Origin of the sequence: Sphingobium sp. B11D3D (assembly GCF_025961755.1) — a bacterium.
Classification (GTDB): Bacteria; Pseudomonadota; Alphaproteobacteria; order Sphingomonadales; family Sphingomonadaceae; genus Sphingobium.
Genome location: NZ_JAOQOG010000001.1, coordinates 3,094,206 through 3,111,949, shown reverse-complemented (window position 1 = coordinate 3,111,949; position 17,744 = coordinate 3,094,206). Strand labels below are relative to the sequence as shown.

The 17,744-nt window shown below is 66.9% G+C and carries 16 protein-coding genes; 9 read left to right on the top strand and 7 right to left on the bottom strand.

Annotated features, from left to right (window positions below; genetic code table 11):
- Positions 1–157: 157 nt before the first annotated feature.
- The 4 genes from M2334_RS14715 to M2334_RS14700 all read left to right on the top strand — a co-directional run bounded on the left by M2334_RS14715 (position 158) and on the right by M2334_RS14700 (position 5,008).
- On the top strand, positions 158–604 hold the full coding sequence (locus tag M2334_RS14715; RefSeq protein WP_264592731.1) for a PAS domain-containing protein: 447 nt from the start codon (positions 158–160) through the stop codon (positions 602–604).
- 91 nt (positions 605–695) lie between these two features.
- Positions 696–2,468 (top strand): SLC13 family permease, encoded by a 1,773-nt coding sequence (locus M2334_RS14710; protein WP_264605799.1) that lies wholly within the window; start codon positions 696–698, stop codon positions 2,466–2,468.
- Positions 2,469–2,508: 40 nt separating this feature from the next.
- Positions 2,509–4,620, top strand: a complete 2,112-nt coding sequence (locus M2334_RS14705; RefSeq protein ID WP_264605798.1) for a S9 family peptidase — start codon at positions 2,509–2,511, stop codon at positions 4,618–4,620.
- Entirely contained in the window at positions 4,613–5,008 is a 396-nt protein-coding gene (locus M2334_RS14700) for an acyl-CoA thioesterase (RefSeq protein ID WP_264584229.1), read from the top strand. Before M2334_RS14705 ends, M2334_RS14700 begins: the two co-directional genes overlap by 8 nt.
- Positions 5,009–5,023: 15 nt before the next feature.
- Here M2334_RS14700 and M2334_RS14695 read toward each other — a convergent pair whose 3' ends face one another.
- Genes M2334_RS14695 through hemC form a run of 3 tightly spaced genes read right to left on the bottom strand, consistent with a single transcriptional unit; the run spans position 5,024 to position 7,580 of the window.
- Complete coding sequence (locus tag M2334_RS14695; RefSeq protein ID WP_264595153.1) at positions 5,024–5,944, bottom strand: hypothetical protein; 921 nt, start codon at positions 5,942–5,944, stop codon at positions 5,024–5,026.
- A gap of 17 nt (positions 5,945–5,961) precedes the next feature.
- Positions 5,962–6,645, bottom strand: a complete 684-nt coding sequence (locus M2334_RS14690) for a uroporphyrinogen-III synthase (RefSeq protein ID WP_264605797.1) — start codon at positions 6,643–6,645, stop codon at positions 5,962–5,964.
- Positions 6,642–7,580 (bottom strand): hydroxymethylbilane synthase, encoded by a 939-nt coding sequence (gene hemC / locus M2334_RS14685; protein ID WP_264595430.1) that lies wholly within the window; start codon positions 7,578–7,580, stop codon positions 6,642–6,644. Before hemC ends, M2334_RS14690 begins: the two co-directional genes overlap by 4 nt.
- Before the next feature lie 52 nt (positions 7,581–7,632).
- On the opposite strand from hemC, the gene tsaD reads away from it, so the two are divergent.
- The 3 genes from tsaD to M2334_RS14670 all read left to right on the top strand — a co-directional run bounded on the left by tsaD (position 7,633) and on the right by M2334_RS14670 (position 11,265).
- Positions 7,633–8,670, top strand: coding sequence for a tRNA (adenosine(37)-N6)-threonylcarbamoyltransferase complex transferase subunit TsaD (gene tsaD, locus M2334_RS14680; protein WP_264605796.1), 1,038 nt, complete (start codon positions 7,633–7,635; stop codon positions 8,668–8,670).
- Positions 8,667–9,653 carry an NAD(P)H-dependent glycerol-3-phosphate dehydrogenase gene (locus tag M2334_RS14675; RefSeq protein ID WP_264605795.1) on the top strand — a complete coding sequence of 329 codons (987 nt, stop codon included), beginning with the start codon at positions 8,667–8,669 and terminating at the stop codon, positions 9,651–9,653. Before tsaD ends, M2334_RS14675 begins: the two co-directional genes overlap by 4 nt.
- A gap of 85 nt (positions 9,654–9,738) precedes the next feature.
- Entirely contained in the window at positions 9,739–11,265 is a 1,527-nt protein-coding gene (locus M2334_RS14670) for a lipopolysaccharide biosynthesis protein (protein ID WP_264605794.1), read from the top strand.
- A gap of 67 nt (positions 11,266–11,332) precedes the next feature.
- Here M2334_RS14670 and M2334_RS14665 read toward each other — a convergent pair whose 3' ends face one another.
- From M2334_RS14665 to secB, 4 genes are all read right to left on the bottom strand, one after another.
- The gene (locus M2334_RS14665) at positions 11,333–11,977 is read right to left on the bottom strand and encodes a DUF4136 domain-containing protein (RefSeq protein WP_181558658.1); all 645 of its coding nucleotides are present in this window, start codon (positions 11,975–11,977) and stop codon (positions 11,333–11,335) included.
- Between the two features lie 139 nt (positions 11,978–12,116).
- Positions 12,117–13,121 carry a tryptophan--tRNA ligase gene (gene trpS / locus M2334_RS14660; protein WP_264605793.1) on the bottom strand — a complete coding sequence of 335 codons (1,005 nt, stop codon included), beginning with the start codon at positions 13,119–13,121 and terminating at the stop codon, positions 12,117–12,119.
- 88 nt (positions 13,122–13,209) lie between these two features.
- Positions 13,210–14,790, bottom strand: a complete 1,581-nt coding sequence (murJ, locus tag M2334_RS14655; protein ID WP_181558660.1) for a murein biosynthesis integral membrane protein MurJ — start codon at positions 14,788–14,790, stop codon at positions 13,210–13,212.
- A gap of 158 nt (positions 14,791–14,948) precedes the next feature.
- Complete coding sequence (gene secB / locus M2334_RS14650; RefSeq protein ID WP_264605792.1) at positions 14,949–15,440, bottom strand: protein-export chaperone SecB; 492 nt, start codon at positions 15,438–15,440, stop codon at positions 14,949–14,951.
- Positions 15,441–15,794: 354 nt separating this feature from the next.
- Here secB and M2334_RS14645 point away from each other — a divergent pair, with 354 nt between their 5' ends.
- Positions 15,795–16,445, top strand: a complete 651-nt coding sequence (locus tag M2334_RS14645; protein ID WP_264605791.1) for a Tim44/TimA family putative adaptor protein — start codon at positions 15,795–15,797, stop codon at positions 16,443–16,445.
- 20 nt (positions 16,446–16,465) lie between these two features.
- Positions 16,466–17,743, top strand: a complete 1,278-nt coding sequence (locus M2334_RS14640) for a murein transglycosylase A (protein WP_264605790.1) — start codon at positions 16,466–16,468, stop codon at positions 17,741–17,743.
- Position 17,744: the final 1 nt, after the last annotated feature.

Sequence of the window (17,744 nt, the reverse complement as noted above, 5' to 3'; positions counted from 1 at the left end):
CCTGTTCGCGCCCGCATTCGTTCATTTTTAAGGGGCGCTCGTTAATCTCTGCCGGACAGCATAAGCGTTTCCAGACGGCTTGCCAGCATTTGCCGCCACTGCTGGCAAACAAGACCGGGAACGCTCATGCGATCAGGACCAGAGCAAAGATCACCCTATGACCACCGGGCAAACGCCTTTTCTCACCCATAGCTGGCCGGTTTACGAGGCAAGCTGGCGCCTGCCGATCATGCCCATGGTGAACCGGGAGGAGAGCGCGCTGGACAATCAGGGCATTGGCCTGTGGAGCTGCCGGCTGACCGACGAAAGCCTGACATGGTCCAGAGCCGTCTACGATCTGTTCGGCATCCCCGTGGAAGAGAAGCTGACACGGTCGCTGGCGACATCGATCTATCTGGCGGACTCGCGAGCGGCGATGGAGTCGCTGCGGGCCTATGCGATTCGCCATCGTCGCGGTTTCACCATGGATGCGCGGTTGCGCCGGCCGGATGGCGCCTTGCGCTGGATGCGGCTGACGGCCGTGCCGGTGCTGTGCGAACGGCGTGTCGTGCGGCTCGCCGGCACCAAGCAGGATGTCACGGCGGAGTATGAGACGCAGATGTGACGGCGGGGCTCCGCTCGTCTCGATAGGTCTGACATTGCCATAGCCGACGGGGCTGCTCGACGCGGTCCGACAGGGGCGTTAGGGGAGGGTGATGTTTGATTGGCTCTCTGCGATCATCGACGCCAACCAGGCCCTTGTCGGGCTCGTCATCCTTGTGGGACTTTTCGTGGCGTTCGTGCGGGAGCGCTATCCGGCGACGGTGATCGCCGTGCTGGGCGTCTGCGCCTTCCTCGTCACGGGCTTGCTGGACAGCGCATCGCTGCTGCGCGCATTCGCCAATCCCGCGCCGATCACCATTGCCTCCATGTTCGTGCTCTCGGCCGCGTTGACCCGCACCGGCATTCTGGATGTGATCGGCAACTGGATCGTCGCCCGCGCCAAGGCGCATCCGATCCGCGCGATGATCGAACTGGTCGTTGGCTTGCTCGCGGCGGCTGCATTCATGAACAACACGCCGGTCGTGGTCATCATGATCCCCATCGTGTTGCGGCTGGCCTCGGCGATCAACGTTTCCGCCAAGAAGCTGCTCATTCCTTTGTCCTACATCTCCATGCTGGCCGGAACCCTGACGCTGGTGGGCACGTCGACCAATCTTCTGGTCGATGGCGTCGCGCGCGATCTGGGCGTCGCGCCGTTCAGCGTCTTCGAGATCACGCCTGTGGGCATCATCGTTGCGGCCGCCGGCACGATCGCCCTTGCGGTGCTGGGGCGCTTTTTGCTCCCGGATGGTGACGGCGCCCCTTATCACAGCGACGCGGACCGGGTGTTCCTGAGCGAGATCAGGATCGTGCGGGATAGCGGCCTGATCGGCAAAAACCTTTCCGAAAGCGGTCTCCTCAAGCGGGTTCGACTGGTGAGCATCCAGCGGGGCAGCCAGCTGATCGAGGCTATGGACGAGCCGTTCATGGCGGGCGACCGCCTCGTGGTGCGCGCCAAGTTGGCCGATCTGATGACTCTGCGCACGAACAAGGACATCGAGCTTGGCATCGCGACGGTCGGCAACACCAAAGCCGACGCGCCGCTGGTGGTGGAGGCGATCATTTCACCCGGTCACCCGAGCATCGGTAACCGGATGGTCGAAATCCCGTTTCTCAACGTGCTGCCGGTGCGGCTGCTGGGGATTACCCGGCATCGCCATGACGCCGGGCCGACCCTGGCCGATAGCCGCGTGCGCGCTGCCGATACGGTCCTGGTCACCGGGTCAGAGGCGGCCATCAATGCGCTGCGCGAGAACCAGAACCTCATCGGGGTGGAAGAGACCGAAGGCGTGGCTTTCCGCCCGACCAAGGCGCCCATCGCGGTCGCCGCGCTGGCGGGCACCATCGTCTTTTCCGCCTTGGGTCTCGTCCCGATCATGGTCGCAGGACTGATCGCCGTCGGTATCGTCCTCGCCGCGCGCTGCATCGATGGCGATGAAGCCTGGGGCTCCATCAATGGCGATGTGCTGGTGTTGATCTACGGCATGCTGTGCGTCGGCACGGCGCTCGATCAGGCGGGGAGCATTACCCTGCTGGTCAACGCGATGCGACCGTTGCTGGAGGGCGCCAGCCCCCTGGTGCTGCTCTTCATCGTCTATTTTGCGTCGAGCGCGCTCACCGAAGCCGTCAGCAACAATGCGGTGGCGGTGATCATGACGCCGATTGCCATCGGTCTGGCGACGACCCTCGGCACCGATCCGCGCCCTTTGCTGATCGCGGTGATGTTCGCGGCCTCGGCGAGTTTCGCGACGCCGATCAGCTATCAGACCAACACTATGGTCTATGCGGCCGGCAATTATCGCTTTGCGGATTTTCTGCGCATCGGCCTGCCGATGAACGTCGTGGTCGGGCTGACGACATGCCTCGCACTGGCGGCGCTCTATTGACGGCATTGAGCGCGGCGGTGCGAGCGCCTATCTGGCGGGGATGACCGATACGCTCCAGCCGCCCCGCGCGGCGCAACGCCCCCACCGCTCCGTCCACCACAATCGCACGCTGGACGACCCCTGGGCCTGGCTGCGCGATCCCGGCTATCCCGAGGTGACGGATCGCGACGTGCTCGACTATCTGACGGCCGAGAACGATTACTTCCAAGCGCATATGGCGGCGCGCAAGAGCCAGGTCGATGCGCTGTTCGCGGAGATGAAGGGCCGCATCAAGGAGGAAGACGGCTCCGTTCCGCAGAAGGACGGGGCTTATGTCTATTGGAGCACCTTCGAGGCGGGCGAGCAATATCGCCGTCACTGGCGCCGCAAGGTCAGCGCGGCGGAAGACGGATCGGCGGACGAACTGATCGTCGACGAGCCGGCGCTGGCGGAGGGGAAGGATTATTTCCGGCTCGGCAGCGTCGCGATTTCCAATGATGACCGGCTGCTCGCCTATGCGATCGATGACAACGGGTCGGAGCGCTACACGGTGCGCATCCGCAATCTGGAAACCGGCGAGATGCTGCCGGACGTCATTCCGGACGTGCTCTCGGCGCTGGTCTGGACCCGCGACGATCGCGCGCTCGTCTATGCCCCGGCCAACGCCCAGTGGCGCACGGATCGCGCGATGCTCCACCGGCTGGGCAGCGACGTGGCGCAGGACGTCATGCTGTATCACGAGGCGGACGAAGGGTTCCGCGTCTCTGTGGGCCTCACCTGCGCGGAAAACTGGATCGTCATCGCCACCGGCGATCACGTGACGAGCGAGGTGCGGCTGGTGCCGGCCGGCGACCCGACCGCCGCGCCGATCCTCGTCTCCGCTCGCGTGGCCGAGCGCGAATATGACGTGGATGAGCATGAGGGCTGGCTCTATATCCGCGCTAACGACACCCACCCAAATTTCCGCCTGACGCGCGCGCGCATCGAGACGCCGGACCAGTGGGAAGAGGTGCTGCCGGCCTCCGACGCATTTTACCTGACCGATTTCAGCCTGTTCAAGCGCTTCTACGTCACGGAAGGGCGGGAGAACGGTCTCGATCAGGTCGAGATCCGCGATTACGCCACCAACACGCCCAAGCGCCTCGATTTCCCCGAGGCGAGCTATGTCGCCGGGCTGGATGACAATCCCGAATATGATGTCGATACGCTGCGGCTGAGCTATGAATCGATGGTCACGCCCGAGACGATTTTCGACTATCGGCTGGCCGACGGACATCGCGAAACCCTCAAGGTGCGGGAGATTCCGTCTGGCTTCGATCCGGCGCTGTATGCCACGCAGCGCCTCACGGTCACCGCACGGGACGGCACGCCGATCCCCGTCTCCGTACTGCACCGGCGCGACCATCCGCTCGATGGCTCGCGGCCGCTCTACCTTTATGGCTATGGCGCCTATGGCATCGCCATCGAGCCGGGCTTCGGCACCACGCGGCTCAGCCTCGTCGACCGCGGCTTCGCCTTCGCCATCGCCCATATCCGGGGCGGCGATGACCTTGGCCAGCAATGGTACAAGGACGGCAAGCTGGAGATGCGGACCAACACGTTCAACGATTTCGTCGATGTGGCGAAGGGGCTGATCGCCCTTGGCTACACCTCGGCGGGCAAGATCGCCACGTCGGGCGGCTCGGCTGGCGGCGAACTCATGGGCGCCATCGTCAATTCCGATCCCGATCTGTGGGGCGCGGTGGTTGCGCATGTGCCGTTCGTCGATGTGCTCAACACGATGCTCGATGAGACGCTGCCGCTGACGCCGGGCGAGTGGCCGGAATGGGGCAACCCCATAGAGGATGCCGCCGCCTATGACCTGATCGCCAGCTATTCGCCCTACGATAATGTGAAAGCGCAGGCCTATCCGCCGATGCTGGTGACGGCCGGCCTCAACGATCCGCGCGTGACCTATTGGGAGCCGGCGAAATGGGTCGCAAAGCTGCGCGAGCTCAAGACCGACGACAATGTGCTGCTGCTCAAGACCAATATGGAAGCCGGCCATGGCGGCAAGTCCGGTCGCTGGGAATCGCTCCGGGAAACGGCGGAGGAATTCGCCTTCATCCTCTGGCAGCTTGGCATGGAGGAAGCCGTGCAGGGTGCCGGCGATCATGGGGGCGGCCATGGGTAAGGCATTCGAGCAGCACTTCACGGCCGGCCCGGAAGACATCGACATCATGGGCCATGTGAACAACGCTGTCTGGGTGCGGTGGATGGAACAGCTTGCCACCGCCCATTGGGAATCGCTGGCGCCGCCCGACGCGCAGGCCCGCTATGTGTGGGTCGTGACGCGGCATGAGATCGATTATCGCGGCAATGTGACCGAAGGTGAGACGGTGCTCGCGCGGACCTGGATCGAGGAGCCGCCGCGCGGCGCCCGGTTCGATCGGCTGATCGCCTTCACCGGAGCCGATGGCGCGCCCAAGGTGAATGCGCGGACGACCTGGGCGATGATCGACAAGGAGACGGGCCGGCTGGCGCGGGTGCCCGCCGATCTCGCGACAATCTTTCTGGCTTAACGAAGCACTGCGCGGTCAGGGCTGCGGACTTGCTTCAGTCTCGGTGGGCAACGGGGCGGGCGCCACGATGGGCGCGGCGCGCGGCTCCAGAATGGCGGCGGCTTCGATGACATCGAGCGCGCGCCGGGCTTCCTTGTAGCGGCGGGCTTGCTCCAGCCACAGCTCGGCCTCCGGCTGGGCCGGGAGCGCCGCGATTTCATCGATGGCGGCTTCCATCTGTCCGGATTCGGTGAACATCCGCGCGCGCGTGATGCGCTCGTCCAGCTCGGGGGAGGGATCGCCGGCGTGGCGGATCACGGCCAGACCCCGCAACTCCCGCATCGCCGCCGACCACCAGCCCTGATTCGGGTCGCCGCGCTGGGCGGTGCTGCGGACCTGCTCCAGGCCCTGGCGCAATGTGGTGAGCGTCACCGGCTGCGCTGCGGCATTCACGATGGTGGCGACGGCCTTGGGCTGCGCATCGCCGAACAGTAGCCGGAGCTGGCCCTCGATATAGCCGAGCGGCTGGCCGGCATCGAGCGCGCGCCGGGCAGCAAAGGCGATCATCATTGCCTCGGCCCGGTTGGCATGGCCAGAGGCCGCAATCGCAGCAAGCGAGATGCGGTTGAGGCGCTGCTCAAGCGTCAGCACGCGATCTTCGGGGCGTTCGGTGACGTCGGAGAGGCCGCGCGACCGCGCAGCGTCCGGCGCCTGCCCGTTCGCCCCGCTTTCGGCGCCGTTCTGGGCCGCATTCATATCGTCTGTGAGTGCCGCCGGATCGCCGCCGGGGCCGAAGGACAGCCGATCCCAGTTGGTCATGATCCAGGCCATCGCACCGAGGCCGAGCAGGAAGGCGATCAGCGAGCAGGCGACGATCAGCCGCAATCGGCTCCGGCGCGGCGGTTGCGCTCGGTCCGTCATCTCACCGACACCGTTTTCCGGTGCGTTGCCGTCCATCTGTTCTGCCCGATCCCTCAAGAGGCGCCTATACATAGCGAGGTTGCGAGGCGCAGCAAGGCGCTATCGTTCGGCTCCTGCGCGACGCTCACCCGGCGCCAGCCCGATCCGGTGGCGTCTGCCGCGGCCTGGCTGATCGCGATGAGGAAATGGTTGCGGCAGGCAGGCGGCATCAGCGCGTTGAGGCGGCGCCCGGCAGCGGGCGAATGCACGGCGATGACGGAGGGGGGCATGGTCACCAGCATCTTGGTGTAGCGCCGCATGTCCCGCGCCTCGGTGCGGTAGCAGATATGGCGCGTGATGCTGAGATCGAGCGGGTCGAAGGGGCGCGTTTCTTCCCCGCAGATATGGAGGATGCGCCGGTGGCCGGCCGCGACGATCACGGGGAGGGTGGACGCCGCATCGCCGCCGCCGATGATGACATTGGGGTGGCCAGCCTCGCGCACGGCGTCCGCGCTGGCCTCGCCCACGACATAGACCGGCAGGTCCGGGAAGCAGGCCAGCGCCTCACCGCCGTAGCGCGCGCCATTGGCGCTGGTGATGAGCAGGGCGTCGAACGGGCCTTGCTGCATAGGTTCATCGTCAACCGGCACCACCTCGAAGAGCGGCAACTGCACCACCTCTAGGCCGAGTGCGGTTGCCTTGGCGGCGGACGCATCATTGCCCGGCTGTGGGCGCAGGATGAGATAGGGGCGGTTCACGGCGTGAACAGGCTCCGCAGGGCTGGGGAGGCGCCCTCGAGCAATTGCGCGGCCAGCGCGGCGGCCCCGGCCGTGTCGCCGGTGGGCAACATGATCTCGCCGGAGACCTGCTCGCTGCCGTCCTCCAGCAGGATCTGCCCGCGCAGATGCACGCCGGCGCCGGCCAGCTGCGCCAGCGCGCCGATCGGGGAATGGCAACTGCCGCCCAGTGCGAGCAGCAGCGCGCGTTCGGCCAGCACGCAGGTTTGCGTCGGCGCATCGCTGATCGCGGCGAGCAGGCGGCGCATGCGCTCGTCATCGGTGCGGCATTCGATGCCGACCGCGCCCTGCGCGACGGCGGGCAGCATCACCTCGGCGGGGACGGTGGCACCGACATCTTCCATGCCCAGCCGGTTGAGGCCCGCCGCCGCGAGCAGCGTCGCATCGATCTCGCCGGCCTCCACGCTGGCGAGGCGCCGCGCGACATTGCCGCGCAGCAGCGTCGTGCGCAGGTCTGGCCGGAGCGCCCGCAGCTGGGCGGCGCGGCGGGGCGAGGCGGTGCCGATGAGGGCGCCCTGCGGCAGGGCATCGATGCTCGGCGCGCCGATCAGCCGGTCCTCCACCGCAGCGCGCGGCAGCATCGCGGCGATGTGGATGCTCTCCGGCCGGATCGTTTCCACATCCTTCATCGAATGCACCGCGCAATCGATCTCGCCCGCCAGAAGCGCGCGATCCAGCTCCTTGGTCCACAGCGCCTTGCCGCCCAGTTCGGCCAGGGCGCGATCCTGAATGCGGTCACCACTGGTGGTGACGATAACGATCTCCAGCGACTCGCGCGGCAGACCGTGGGCGAGCGCAAGCGCGGCCAGCGTCATGTCGGCCTGGGCCAGCGCAAGGGGGGAGCCGCGTGTACCGAGGCGCAACGGGGCGGTGGGCGAAGGAAACTGCTCGGGCATGATGGCGAATGCCGATAGACCCTGCGCGCGCACGTCTCTAGAGGAAAGTGCCATGCCCATCATCCTCGGTCTGGAATCAAGCTGCGACGAAACGGCGGCTGCGCTGGTCGCCAGCGATCGCACGATCCTTGCCCACCGTCTGGCGGGGCAGGAAGCCGCGCATGGCCCCTATGGCGGCGTGGTGCCGGAAATCGCGGCGCGCGCGCATGTCGAGGCGCTGATTCCGCTGGTCAAAGCGGCGCTGGCGGACGCCAAGCTCAGCCTCGCCGATGTCGATGCCATTGCCGCGACCGCAGGGCCGGGGCTGATCGGCGGGGTGATGGTCGGCCTCGTCACCGGCAAGGCGTTGGCCCATGCGGCCGGCAAGCCGCTGATCGCGGTCAACCATCTGGAGGGCCACGCGCTCTCGCCGCGTCTGGCCGATCCTTCGCTGGAATTCCCCTATCTGCTGCTGCTGGTCTCTGGCGGGCACTGCCAGTTGCTCGAAGTGCGCGGGGTTGGCGATTATCGCCGGCTTGCCACAACCATCGACGATGCGGCGGGCGAGGCCTTCGACAAGACCGCCAAGCTGCTCGGCCTCGGCATTCCCGGCGGTCCGAAGGTGGAGGCGCTGGCGGCGCAGGGCGATCCGCGCACAGTGCCGCTGCCGCGTCCGCTGGTGGGCAGCGGCGAGCCGCATTTCTCCTTCGCCGGCCTCAAGAGCGCCGTGATGCGCGCGGTCGAGAGCGGGCAGTGGGTGGATGCCGACATCGCGGCGAGTTTCCAGCAGGCCGTGATCGATTGTCTGGTCGACCGCACCAAGCGCGCTCTGAATGCCATGACGGACCGGCCGACGGCGCTGGTCGTCGCTGGCGGTGTGGCCGCCAATGCGGGCGTGCGCGGCGCGCTGGAGGGGCTAGCCGCTCAGCACGAGTTGCGATTCGTCGCCCCGCCGCTCTGGCTGTGCACGGACAATGCCGCGATGATCGGCTGGGCGGGGGCGGAGCGGTTCGCGCTCGGCCTGGTGGACGATCTCGCCGTGGCGGCGCGCCCGCGCTGGCCGCTGGACCCGAGCGCCGAGACGGTGCGCGGCGCGGGGGTGAAGGCATGAACGCGGCAGGGCCAATCGGCGTGCTCGGTGGTGGCGCCTGGGGTACGGCGCTGGCGCAGGTGCTGGCGGAAGGCGGCAGCGACGTGCTGCTCTGGGCGCGCAATGGCGCGGTGGTGGAGGCGATCAACACGCGCCGCCAGAATGAGACCTATCTGCCCGGCCAGCCCCTCTCGCCGCGCATTCGGGCGACGCAGGCGCCGGGCGATCTCGCCGGCGCCGGGGCGCTGCTGGTGGTGACGCCCTCCCAGTCGATGCGCGCCGTCCTCTCCCAGTTTGCGCCGCAGGGCCAGTCGCTGATTCTCTGCTCGAAAGGAATCGAGGCCGGGTCGCACTTGCTGATGCATGAAGTCGCCCGCGAGGTGATGCCCGGCTCGCCGGTGGCGGTGCTCTCCGGCCCGACCTTCGCGCATGAAGTCGCCGCCGGCCTGCCGACGGCTGTCACGCTCGCTGCTGAGGAAGAAGCGCTGGCGCGGCTGCTGGCCGATGTGATCGCGCGACCGACCTTCCGGCCCTATGTCTCCGACGACGTGGTCGGTGCCGAGATCGGCGGCGCGGTCAAGAACGTCCTCGCCATTGCCTGCGGCGTGGTCGAGGGCGCGGGACTGGGGCAGAATGCCCGTGCCGCCCTCATCGCGCGCGGTTTCGCGGAAATGACCCGTTTCGGCCTGGCCCGGGGCGGGCGGCCGGAGACGATGGCCGGCCTGTCGGGCTTGGGCGATCTGGTGCTGACCTGTTCCTCGACCCGCTCCCGCAATTATGCGCTGGGCTATGGGCTGGGGCAAGGGCAATCCCCGGATGCGCTGCTGGCCCATCGCCATACGGTGGCCGAAGGCGCCTCGACCGCGCCGGTCCTGTGCGAAGCAGCGCGCGCACAGGGCATCGATATGCCCGTCACGGAAGCGGTCTGCGCGCTTCTTTCCGGCGCGTCGCGCGTTGACGATGTGATCGCCGCGCTGCTGGCTCGGCCGTTACGCGCCGAATGAGGGACCAAGAGACTTTGCGCACATCGATCGCAACGCCTATGGCTGGCTGGCGCGGCGCAACGGCCCGCGCCGGGGAGCGCCTTGCATGACCATAGCGCGTGGGGAGGCCGAGCAGGCCGAACGCGATGACATCTCGGCGCTGGCGCGGGGCGGCAGGGCCAATGTGCTGGGTTTCGTGCTGCGGCTGGCGGCGCGCATTCCCTTCCTGTTCATTGCCGGGCGGCTCTATGGCGCGGCGACGCTCGGGCGCTTCGCTTATGCCGTGCTGGTCATCGAATTTGCCGCCCAACTCGCCACCATGGGGCTCAAGCGCGGTCTGGCCGAGCAATTGGCGAAGGACAGCCGCCCGCAGGCCCATGTCGTTGCCGATGCCATGTGGCTGTGCATCCTCGTCAGCGCCGTGGCGGCGGGCCTGCTCATCATCTTCCCTGAGGCGATGTTCCCCAATAGCGGCCTCAACGGGCTGGACCGGCTGCTGCCGCTGATCGTCATCGCCATTGCGACGACCGAGGTCGCGCTGGCAGCCTGCGCCTATCAGTACAACATCGCCGCGACGGTGCGGGCACGCGCCATTGTCGAGCCGTGGACGATCAGTATCGCGGCGCTGGCGCTCTATTTCTATTCGCCGCGCGACGGGCTGATCCTGGCTTATGTCGCCTCGATGGCGGCCGCGATGCTGGCGGCGTTCTGGCCGCTGATGCGCCATTATGGCCTGCCGCGATGCTGGCGGCCGCATCCGGGGCGGATCTGGCATCTGGCCATGCGCAATCTGCCGCTGGCTGGTGCGGACGCCATCGAATGGGGCACGCGGCGTCTCGATCTCGCCATTCTGGGCCTGTTCGCGTCCCCGGCGATCGTCGGCATCTATTATGTCGCGCAGCAGGTTGCCTCCCTGCCGCAGAAGCTCAAGACCAGCTTCGAGCCCATTCTCGGCCCGGTCATCACCCGCAACATCGCGCTCGGCAATCATGACGCGATCGGGCGCCAGGTGAGCCAGGTCGGCTTCTGGATCGTCGCGGCGCAGCTTGGGGTCGCCGTGGCGCTGGCGATGCCGGGCGAGGCGGTGATGGGACTGGTCGGGCCGACCTTCGTGATCGGTGCCGCCGCGCTTGGCGGCCTGCTGGCGGCGGAAGTGCTCGCGAGCCCGGCGGTGGTGAGCGAGGCGGCGCTGGTCTATCTGGCTCGCCTGCGTAACCTCTATCTCTCACTCGCCACCGTGGGTCTGCAGGCGATGCTGACGGTGGGCCTGCTCATCGTGGCGCGCCGTTATGAGTTGGCGGATGGTTATGTCGCCGCAATGCCGGCGCTGGCGCTGGCGATTGCGCTCGGCTGCGGCGCCATCGCCAAATCCCGGTTGCTCGGCGGACTTCTGGGGATGCGCCTGCCGATCTGGCGGTCGAGCCTTGTGCTCTGCGGTGTCGTGGCCGGGCTTGTCGGCTTTGGCTTCACGCTGCTCCCGCGCCGGCTCGAATGGATCGAGCTGGTGATCGGCCTGCCGCTCACGCTGGCTGTCTATTGCGTGCTGATGTGGAAGGTCGCGTTCGGCGAGGCTGACCGCACGCTGTTCCGCAAGCAGAAGCTCGGCGCCAGCGGGAGCGATACGCCCGCCTGACCAGCCCCAAGAAAAAGGCCGGCGCCCATCGGGAGGACACCGGCCTGTTCGATAATCTGCCGAAAGCTTACTTCTTCGGTTCGGGCGCCACGGTCACGCGGACCTCTTCGCCATTCTGCCCCGGGAAGCCCGTGAACAGCGCGTCGATGAGGTTCGGCACCAGATAGGTCAGCTTGTTGCTGAGCGACTGGGCGCGGGCGGTGCCCTCGAACAGCGGCTCGCCGCCGACCCGGTTGATCCGCATGTGCAGATCGCTCTGGTAGACCATGTAGCTCTCAATATCCGTATAGCCCGGTCCCCACATGAAGGGATCGTTCCAGCCCATCACATAGCGGCCGCGCCAGCCACGGTAGTAGCCGGGATAATAGAAGGGATCGTAGAAGGGCGAGCGGGCAAAGCCGGTCGAGCGGACACGCTGCGTACCGCGATCCACCCCATAATCCAGCTCAACGACTAGCTGCGCGCTCGCCGGGTCCGCCGCGCGGGTATAGCCCTGATCGACCAGACGCTGCGCGACCAGATCCGCATAATGCTGGAATTCAAGGCTGCCGGCCAAATCCTGTTCGCCGGGCATGATCGTGAAGCTCTGGCCCTGCGCGGGCGGAAGCTGCTGGAAGCGGGCCACATCCGCCTTGAAGGGCGAGGCGCAGCCTGCGAGGCCAAGCGCAAGGAGCGAGGCCGCTGCAGTGACGAGGAGACGCTTGCTGTTCATAAGACGGTTCCGTTTCTCGGGCGAATACACCCTCTAGGACGTAGTGTACGCCTTGATACCTTAGGTCAAATGAACTGGCGTTGAATGCGGTTCCTGCAATCGGTGTGTCGTGTGTCGAAACGGCGCAGCGGCCCTTCGCTCAGCGCATCAGTCCCATCGCCTCATAGGCGCCGCGAAGGGTGGGCTCGGCTGCCTTTGCGGCCGCTGCGGCACCCTTTTCCAATATGGCATCGAGCGCGGCATGATCTTCCTGCAACGCAATGAACCGCTCCCGGATCGGCGCGAGGTGCGCCACGAGAAGATCGGCCAGCGCGGGCTTGAAGGCGCCGAAGCCCTGCCGGGCGAACTGCGCACACACCGCATCGGGCGTGGTGCCCGAAAGGGTGGCGTAGATGCCGACCAGATTGAGCGCCTCGGCCCGCCCGGCCAGACCGGCCGCCTCGGCGGGCAGCGGCTCGGCATCCGTCTTGGCCTTGCGCACCTTCTGCACGATGGTGTCGCTGTCGTCTGTCAGGTTGATCCGGCTCATGTCGCTGGGGTCGGACTTGGACATCTTCGCCGTGCCATCGCGCAGGCTCATGATCCGCGCCGTCTCCTTGGGAATGATCGGATCGGGCAGGGTGAACAGCTCCACGCCGAAATCGGTGTTGAACTTGACCGCAATGTCGCGGGTCAGCTCCAGATGCTGCTTCTGGTCCTCGCCTACGGGCACGTGGGTCGCCTGATACAGCAGCACGTCGGCGGCCTGCAGAACCGGGTAGACGAACAGGCCGACGCTGGCGCCCTCGCGATTCTTGCCCGCCTTGTCCTTGAACTGGGTCATGCGGTTCAGCCAGCCAATCCGCGCCGTGCCATTGAGCAACCAGCACAGCTCGGCATGAGCCGGCACCCGCGCCTGATTGAACAGCACCGAGCGATCCGGGTCGATGCCGCACGCGACGAGCGCAGCCGCCATGTCCCGCACATTGGCCAGCCTTTGCTCGCGCGTCTCGTGGACGGTGATCGAGTGCATGTCGGCCAGAAAGAAGAAGCAGTGCGACTCCGCATCCATCTCATCCTGCATCCGCACCCAGTTGCGGATCGCGCCCAGATAATTGCCCAGATGGAGATTACCGGTCGGCTGGATGCCGGAGAGCACGCGCATGAGGAAAGTCCTGCTTTATAAGAAGAGCCCCGCTCTGTCGTCCGTGAGGCGTGGCGTCAAGCCGGGCGAACAATCGGGAGGGGGCGCCTCAGCGCGGTCTGCGCCGCAACTGCGCCTTCAGTTCGGCAATGCGATAGGCGCCAAAGCCGATGGCGGCGATGGCATAGACCAGCCCGCCACCACCGCAGAGCAGGCCAAGCGCGATGAGGCGGCGCCAGAAGCCGGCGGCCATATGCGCGTCGAGAAGCTGGTTGCCCGCCCAAAGTGCGGCGCCCATCAGCGCGCCCGCTGCGACGATGCGTAGCGCCTTGGCGCGGAAGCGCGCGTCGAGGGTGAGGTGCTCCTTGCGGCTGAGCGTCCAGTATAGCAGCGCGACGTTCACCCAGGCCGAGAGAGCCGTGGAAGCGGCAATGCCGGCGGCGCCGAACCGCCAGATCAGCGTGAGATTGCCGACCAGATTGACCAGCATGGCAATGAAGGCGATGCGCACGGGCGTTTTCGTGTCGGCACGGGCGTAGAAGCCGGGGGTCAACACCTTGATGAGCACATAGGCGGGGACGCCCGGTGCGAAGGCGGCGAGCACGGCGGCTGCGCCCAGCGTGTCTTCCGCCGTGAAGGCGCCATGCTGAAAGACGCCGCGGATGATCGGCACGGCCGAGACGAACAGGGCGATCGCGGCGGGCAAGGCGAGGAACAGCGCCAGTTCCAGCGCGCGGTTCTGCGTCTCATTGGCCGCGCGGGTGTCGCCGGCGCCGATCTGGCGGGAGATGAGCGGCAGCATCGCTGTGCCGACGCCGATGCCGATCAGGCCTAGCGGAAGCTGGTTCAGCCGGTCGGCATAATAGATCCAGCTCACCGAGCCCTGCGGCAGGAAACGCGCTGCAAGCGAGGTGGAAATGAGCAGGTTGATCTGGATGGCGCCCTGGCCGATGGCGGCGGGCGCGATCAGCAGCAGCATCGCCTTGACCTGTGGCGAGAGGCGCGGGGCCGACAGCTTCAGGGCGACGCCGATCCGGCGGCAGGACCAGATCAGCCAGAGCAATTGCATCGCGCCGGAGACGGTGACGGCAATCGCTTGAGTGACGGCCGTTTCGATCTCCGTGTCGCCGCGGAAGAACAGCAGCGCCCCGATCATACACAGGTTGAGCAGGGACGGCGCTGCGGCATTGACCCAGAAGCGGTTGAAGCTGTTGAGAATGCCGCCGAGCAGCGAGGTGAGCGAGATCAGCCCGAGATAGGGGAAGGTAATGATGGTGAGATGGCGCGCGAGCGCGAACTTCTCAGGACCACCATCCGGGAAGCCGCCGGTCATCGCCCACACGACCGGTCCGGCGGCAAGCATCATGACGATGGTGAGCGCGACGAGAATGGGAAAGAGGACCGAGAGCACCTGACCGGCAAAGCGAATCGCCGCCGCGCGCCCGGCCTCCGGATCATCGGCGCCCTCCTTGCCCATGATGCGGTTGAACATCGGCACGAAAGCGGCGGAGAAAGCACCCTCGGCGAACAGGGCGCGGAACAGATTGGGCAGGCGCCAGGCGATCAGAAACGCGTCCGAGGCGAAACCGGCGCCGACATAGCGCGCCATCAGCATGTCCCGCACCATGCCGAGGACGCGGCTGACGAGGGTGAGGGCCCCAATAGTGCCGGTGGAGCGCAGCAGGCTCATGGTTGTTCCGTCAGTATCGGCATCGACAATATTCGGGCCGGGCGAAACGGAACCGCCCGGCAACGCTGGGGAGCGGCCGGGCGGCGAAGGGCTGCAGTCAGGCGAGGAAAGGCAAGGCGCATGGGCATGACCCTTCCTCTATGCCGACTGGCTGATGATCAGGCGTGGCCGGCGGGCTCGCCCTGCGCGGCCGCCTCGATCTGGGCCTGCTGCTGGACGTACAGGGCGCCGAAATCGATGGGATCGAGCATGAGCGGCGGGAAGCCGCCGTCCTGCACCGCATCGGCCAGCACGCGGCGTGCGAAGGGGAAGAGCAGGCGGGGCGCCTCTGCATAGAGGAACGGACGCATCTGGTCCTCGGGCACGTTGCGGATGCCGAAGAGGCCGGCGAACACCAGTTCGACGGCGAAGGCAGTGCCCTGCTCGGCCACGGCCTTGGCGCTCACCTTCAGCGCGACTTCGTGCACATCATCGGCAATCTGGTTGTTGCTGATGTTGAAGTTGATGTCGATCTGCGGCTGCTCCTGCCACTGGTAGACGGCCGGCGCGTTCGGGTTCTCGAACGAGAGATCCTTCACATATTGCGCGATCAGGCCGATCTGGGGCTGGGTGTCGGCGCCATTGGCGACGGTGTCGGTCGTGTCGGTCATGCGTGAATCCTGTTCCTCGATGGTCGCTGCCATGCCGCCGGCGCAGGACCGCCGCGACCTAGAAGCTGGAAAGTCGCCGGACACCGAGCGTGCCGGGCGAAACCGCGCTCCTTGTCCATCGGCGCGCCGCTTAGCAGGCACGCAAGGCGGGGGCAATGGGGTGGCGCTTCCCGGGTGCGCGGAACGCATGCGGGGCCGACGAAAATCGGGGTGAGGAGGCCGGGCGCCTGCGTTGGCGGCTTTTTTACCGAATGTCGGTATCGTTCCGGCGATCTGGCGCGTTGTCCGTTTGAAGTTTTGCGCGAACGTGCCTATGTCTTGCGGGTTGTATTTTGAAGGAAGGGTGTTGACCTCGTGACCGTCATCGTCGTGCTGGCCATGATCTTCGCACTGCTGGCGTTGCGGCTTTACTCTGTGCTCGGCAAGCGCACGGGTCATGAGCAGCGGCAGCTTCCCACGCCGGCCGACGATCGTCCGGCCGCGCCCATGCCGTCCTCCGGGCAGGTCGACAATCGCACGCCCGCGCAGCGCGCGGCCGACAATGCGGTGGCAGTGCCGGCCCAGCCCGGCCTGCGCGCGATCATCGCGACCGACCGCAACTTCGATGTCGCGCAGTTTCTGGGTGGCGCCAAGGCGGCCTATGGCATGATCCTCGAAGCCTATTGGAAGGGCGACCGCGAGACGCTGCGCACCTATTGCGCGGACGATGTGTATGAGGCGTTCAGCGCCGCCATCGACCAGCGCGAGGCCGACGGGCTGACCATGGACAACAAGCTCGTCCGCATCGAGGACGCGCGGATCGACGCTGCGCGCGTCGAGAGCGGCACCGCCTTCATCGCGATCCACTTCGAAGCCGATCTGTCCGCCGTCACGCGCGACCGGGACGGCAGTGTTGTGGCCGGATCGCTGGACGATGCCATCTCCACGGCGGAAACCTGGACGTTCAGCCGCAATCTCTCCAGCCGCGATCCCAATTGGGAGCTGGTGGAGACGGACGAAGGCTGATCGCGCGCAGGCGGATCGCCATGCCGGCTCGTTTTCAGACTCGTTTCAAGCAGCTTTCCGCTCTGGCAAGCGCGCTGGCGCTTGCGGCGTGCGGCAGCATGATCCCGCCGGGTGGGCCTGGTCAGCGACCCGTCCCCTCCCGGCCTTCTTCGCCCGCCACGCCGCCGCAACCGGCAACCCCGCGTCCGCCGCTTACCCCGGTCCCTGCGCCTACCCCTGCGCCCGATCAGGCTGAGCTGGCGCCCGCCGTGGCGGCCGGCCTGACGCCAGGGCCAGCGATCGACACGGTCCTGCCGACCGCATCCGAGCGGATGGGGCAAGCCTTGCGCGCCTTCCGCCTCTCCTGCTCCTCGCTGCTGCGTCGCCGCGACCAGAGCGGCCTCACTGGCAATGCCGACTGGCAAACGGCCTGCGCGGCGGCGGCAAGCTGGAGCGAGGCAAACGCGCGCGAATTCTTCCGTCGCTATTTCGAAGCCGTGCAGGTCGGTGACGGCAAGGCGTTCGCGACCGGCTATTATGAGCCGGAAATCGCCGGCTGCCGCACGCGCGCCACGGGCTGCGAGACGCCGATCTATCGCAAACCGGACGATCTGATCGAGGTCGATCTCGGCCTGTTCAGCGAGAGCCTCAAGGGTCGGCGCATCAGAGGCAAGGTGCAGGGCTCCAGCTTCGTGCCCTATGATGACCGGGCGGCCATCACCGCAGGCGTGCTGGACGGGCGTGGCCTGGAACTGGCCTATGCCGTCGATCCGGTCGAGTTGTTCTTCCTCGAGGTGCAGGGCAGCGGGCGGTTGCGCCTGCCTGATGGCGGGATCATGCGCATCGGCTATGCCGGGCAGAATGGGCGCGATTATACCGGCATCGGCCGGCTGATGCGAGACCGGGGGCTGATCCAGATCGGCTCGATGCAGGACATCATGAGCTGGCTGCGCGCCAATCCGGCGCAGGGCCAGTCGATCATGAACGAGAATAAAAGCTACGTCTTCTTCCAAGAGCTGACCGGTCCCGGGCCGCTGGGTGCGCTGGGCGTGCCGGTGACGGCGGAGGTGAGCGTCGCGGCCGACCCCACCTTCGTGCCGCTCGGCGCGCCGGTGCTGCTGTCGCTCGACCGGGTCGAGCCCAACGGGCTCTGGATCGCACAGGATACCGGTGGGGCCATCAAGGGCAGCAATCGCTTCGATACCTTTTGGGGTGCCGGTGAGCGCGCTCGCGGCATCGCCGGCGGCATGTCGGCCCGTGGGAGCGCCCTGCTGCTGCTGCCGATCGGCACCTATGCCCGCCTGACCGCTGGCCGCTGAG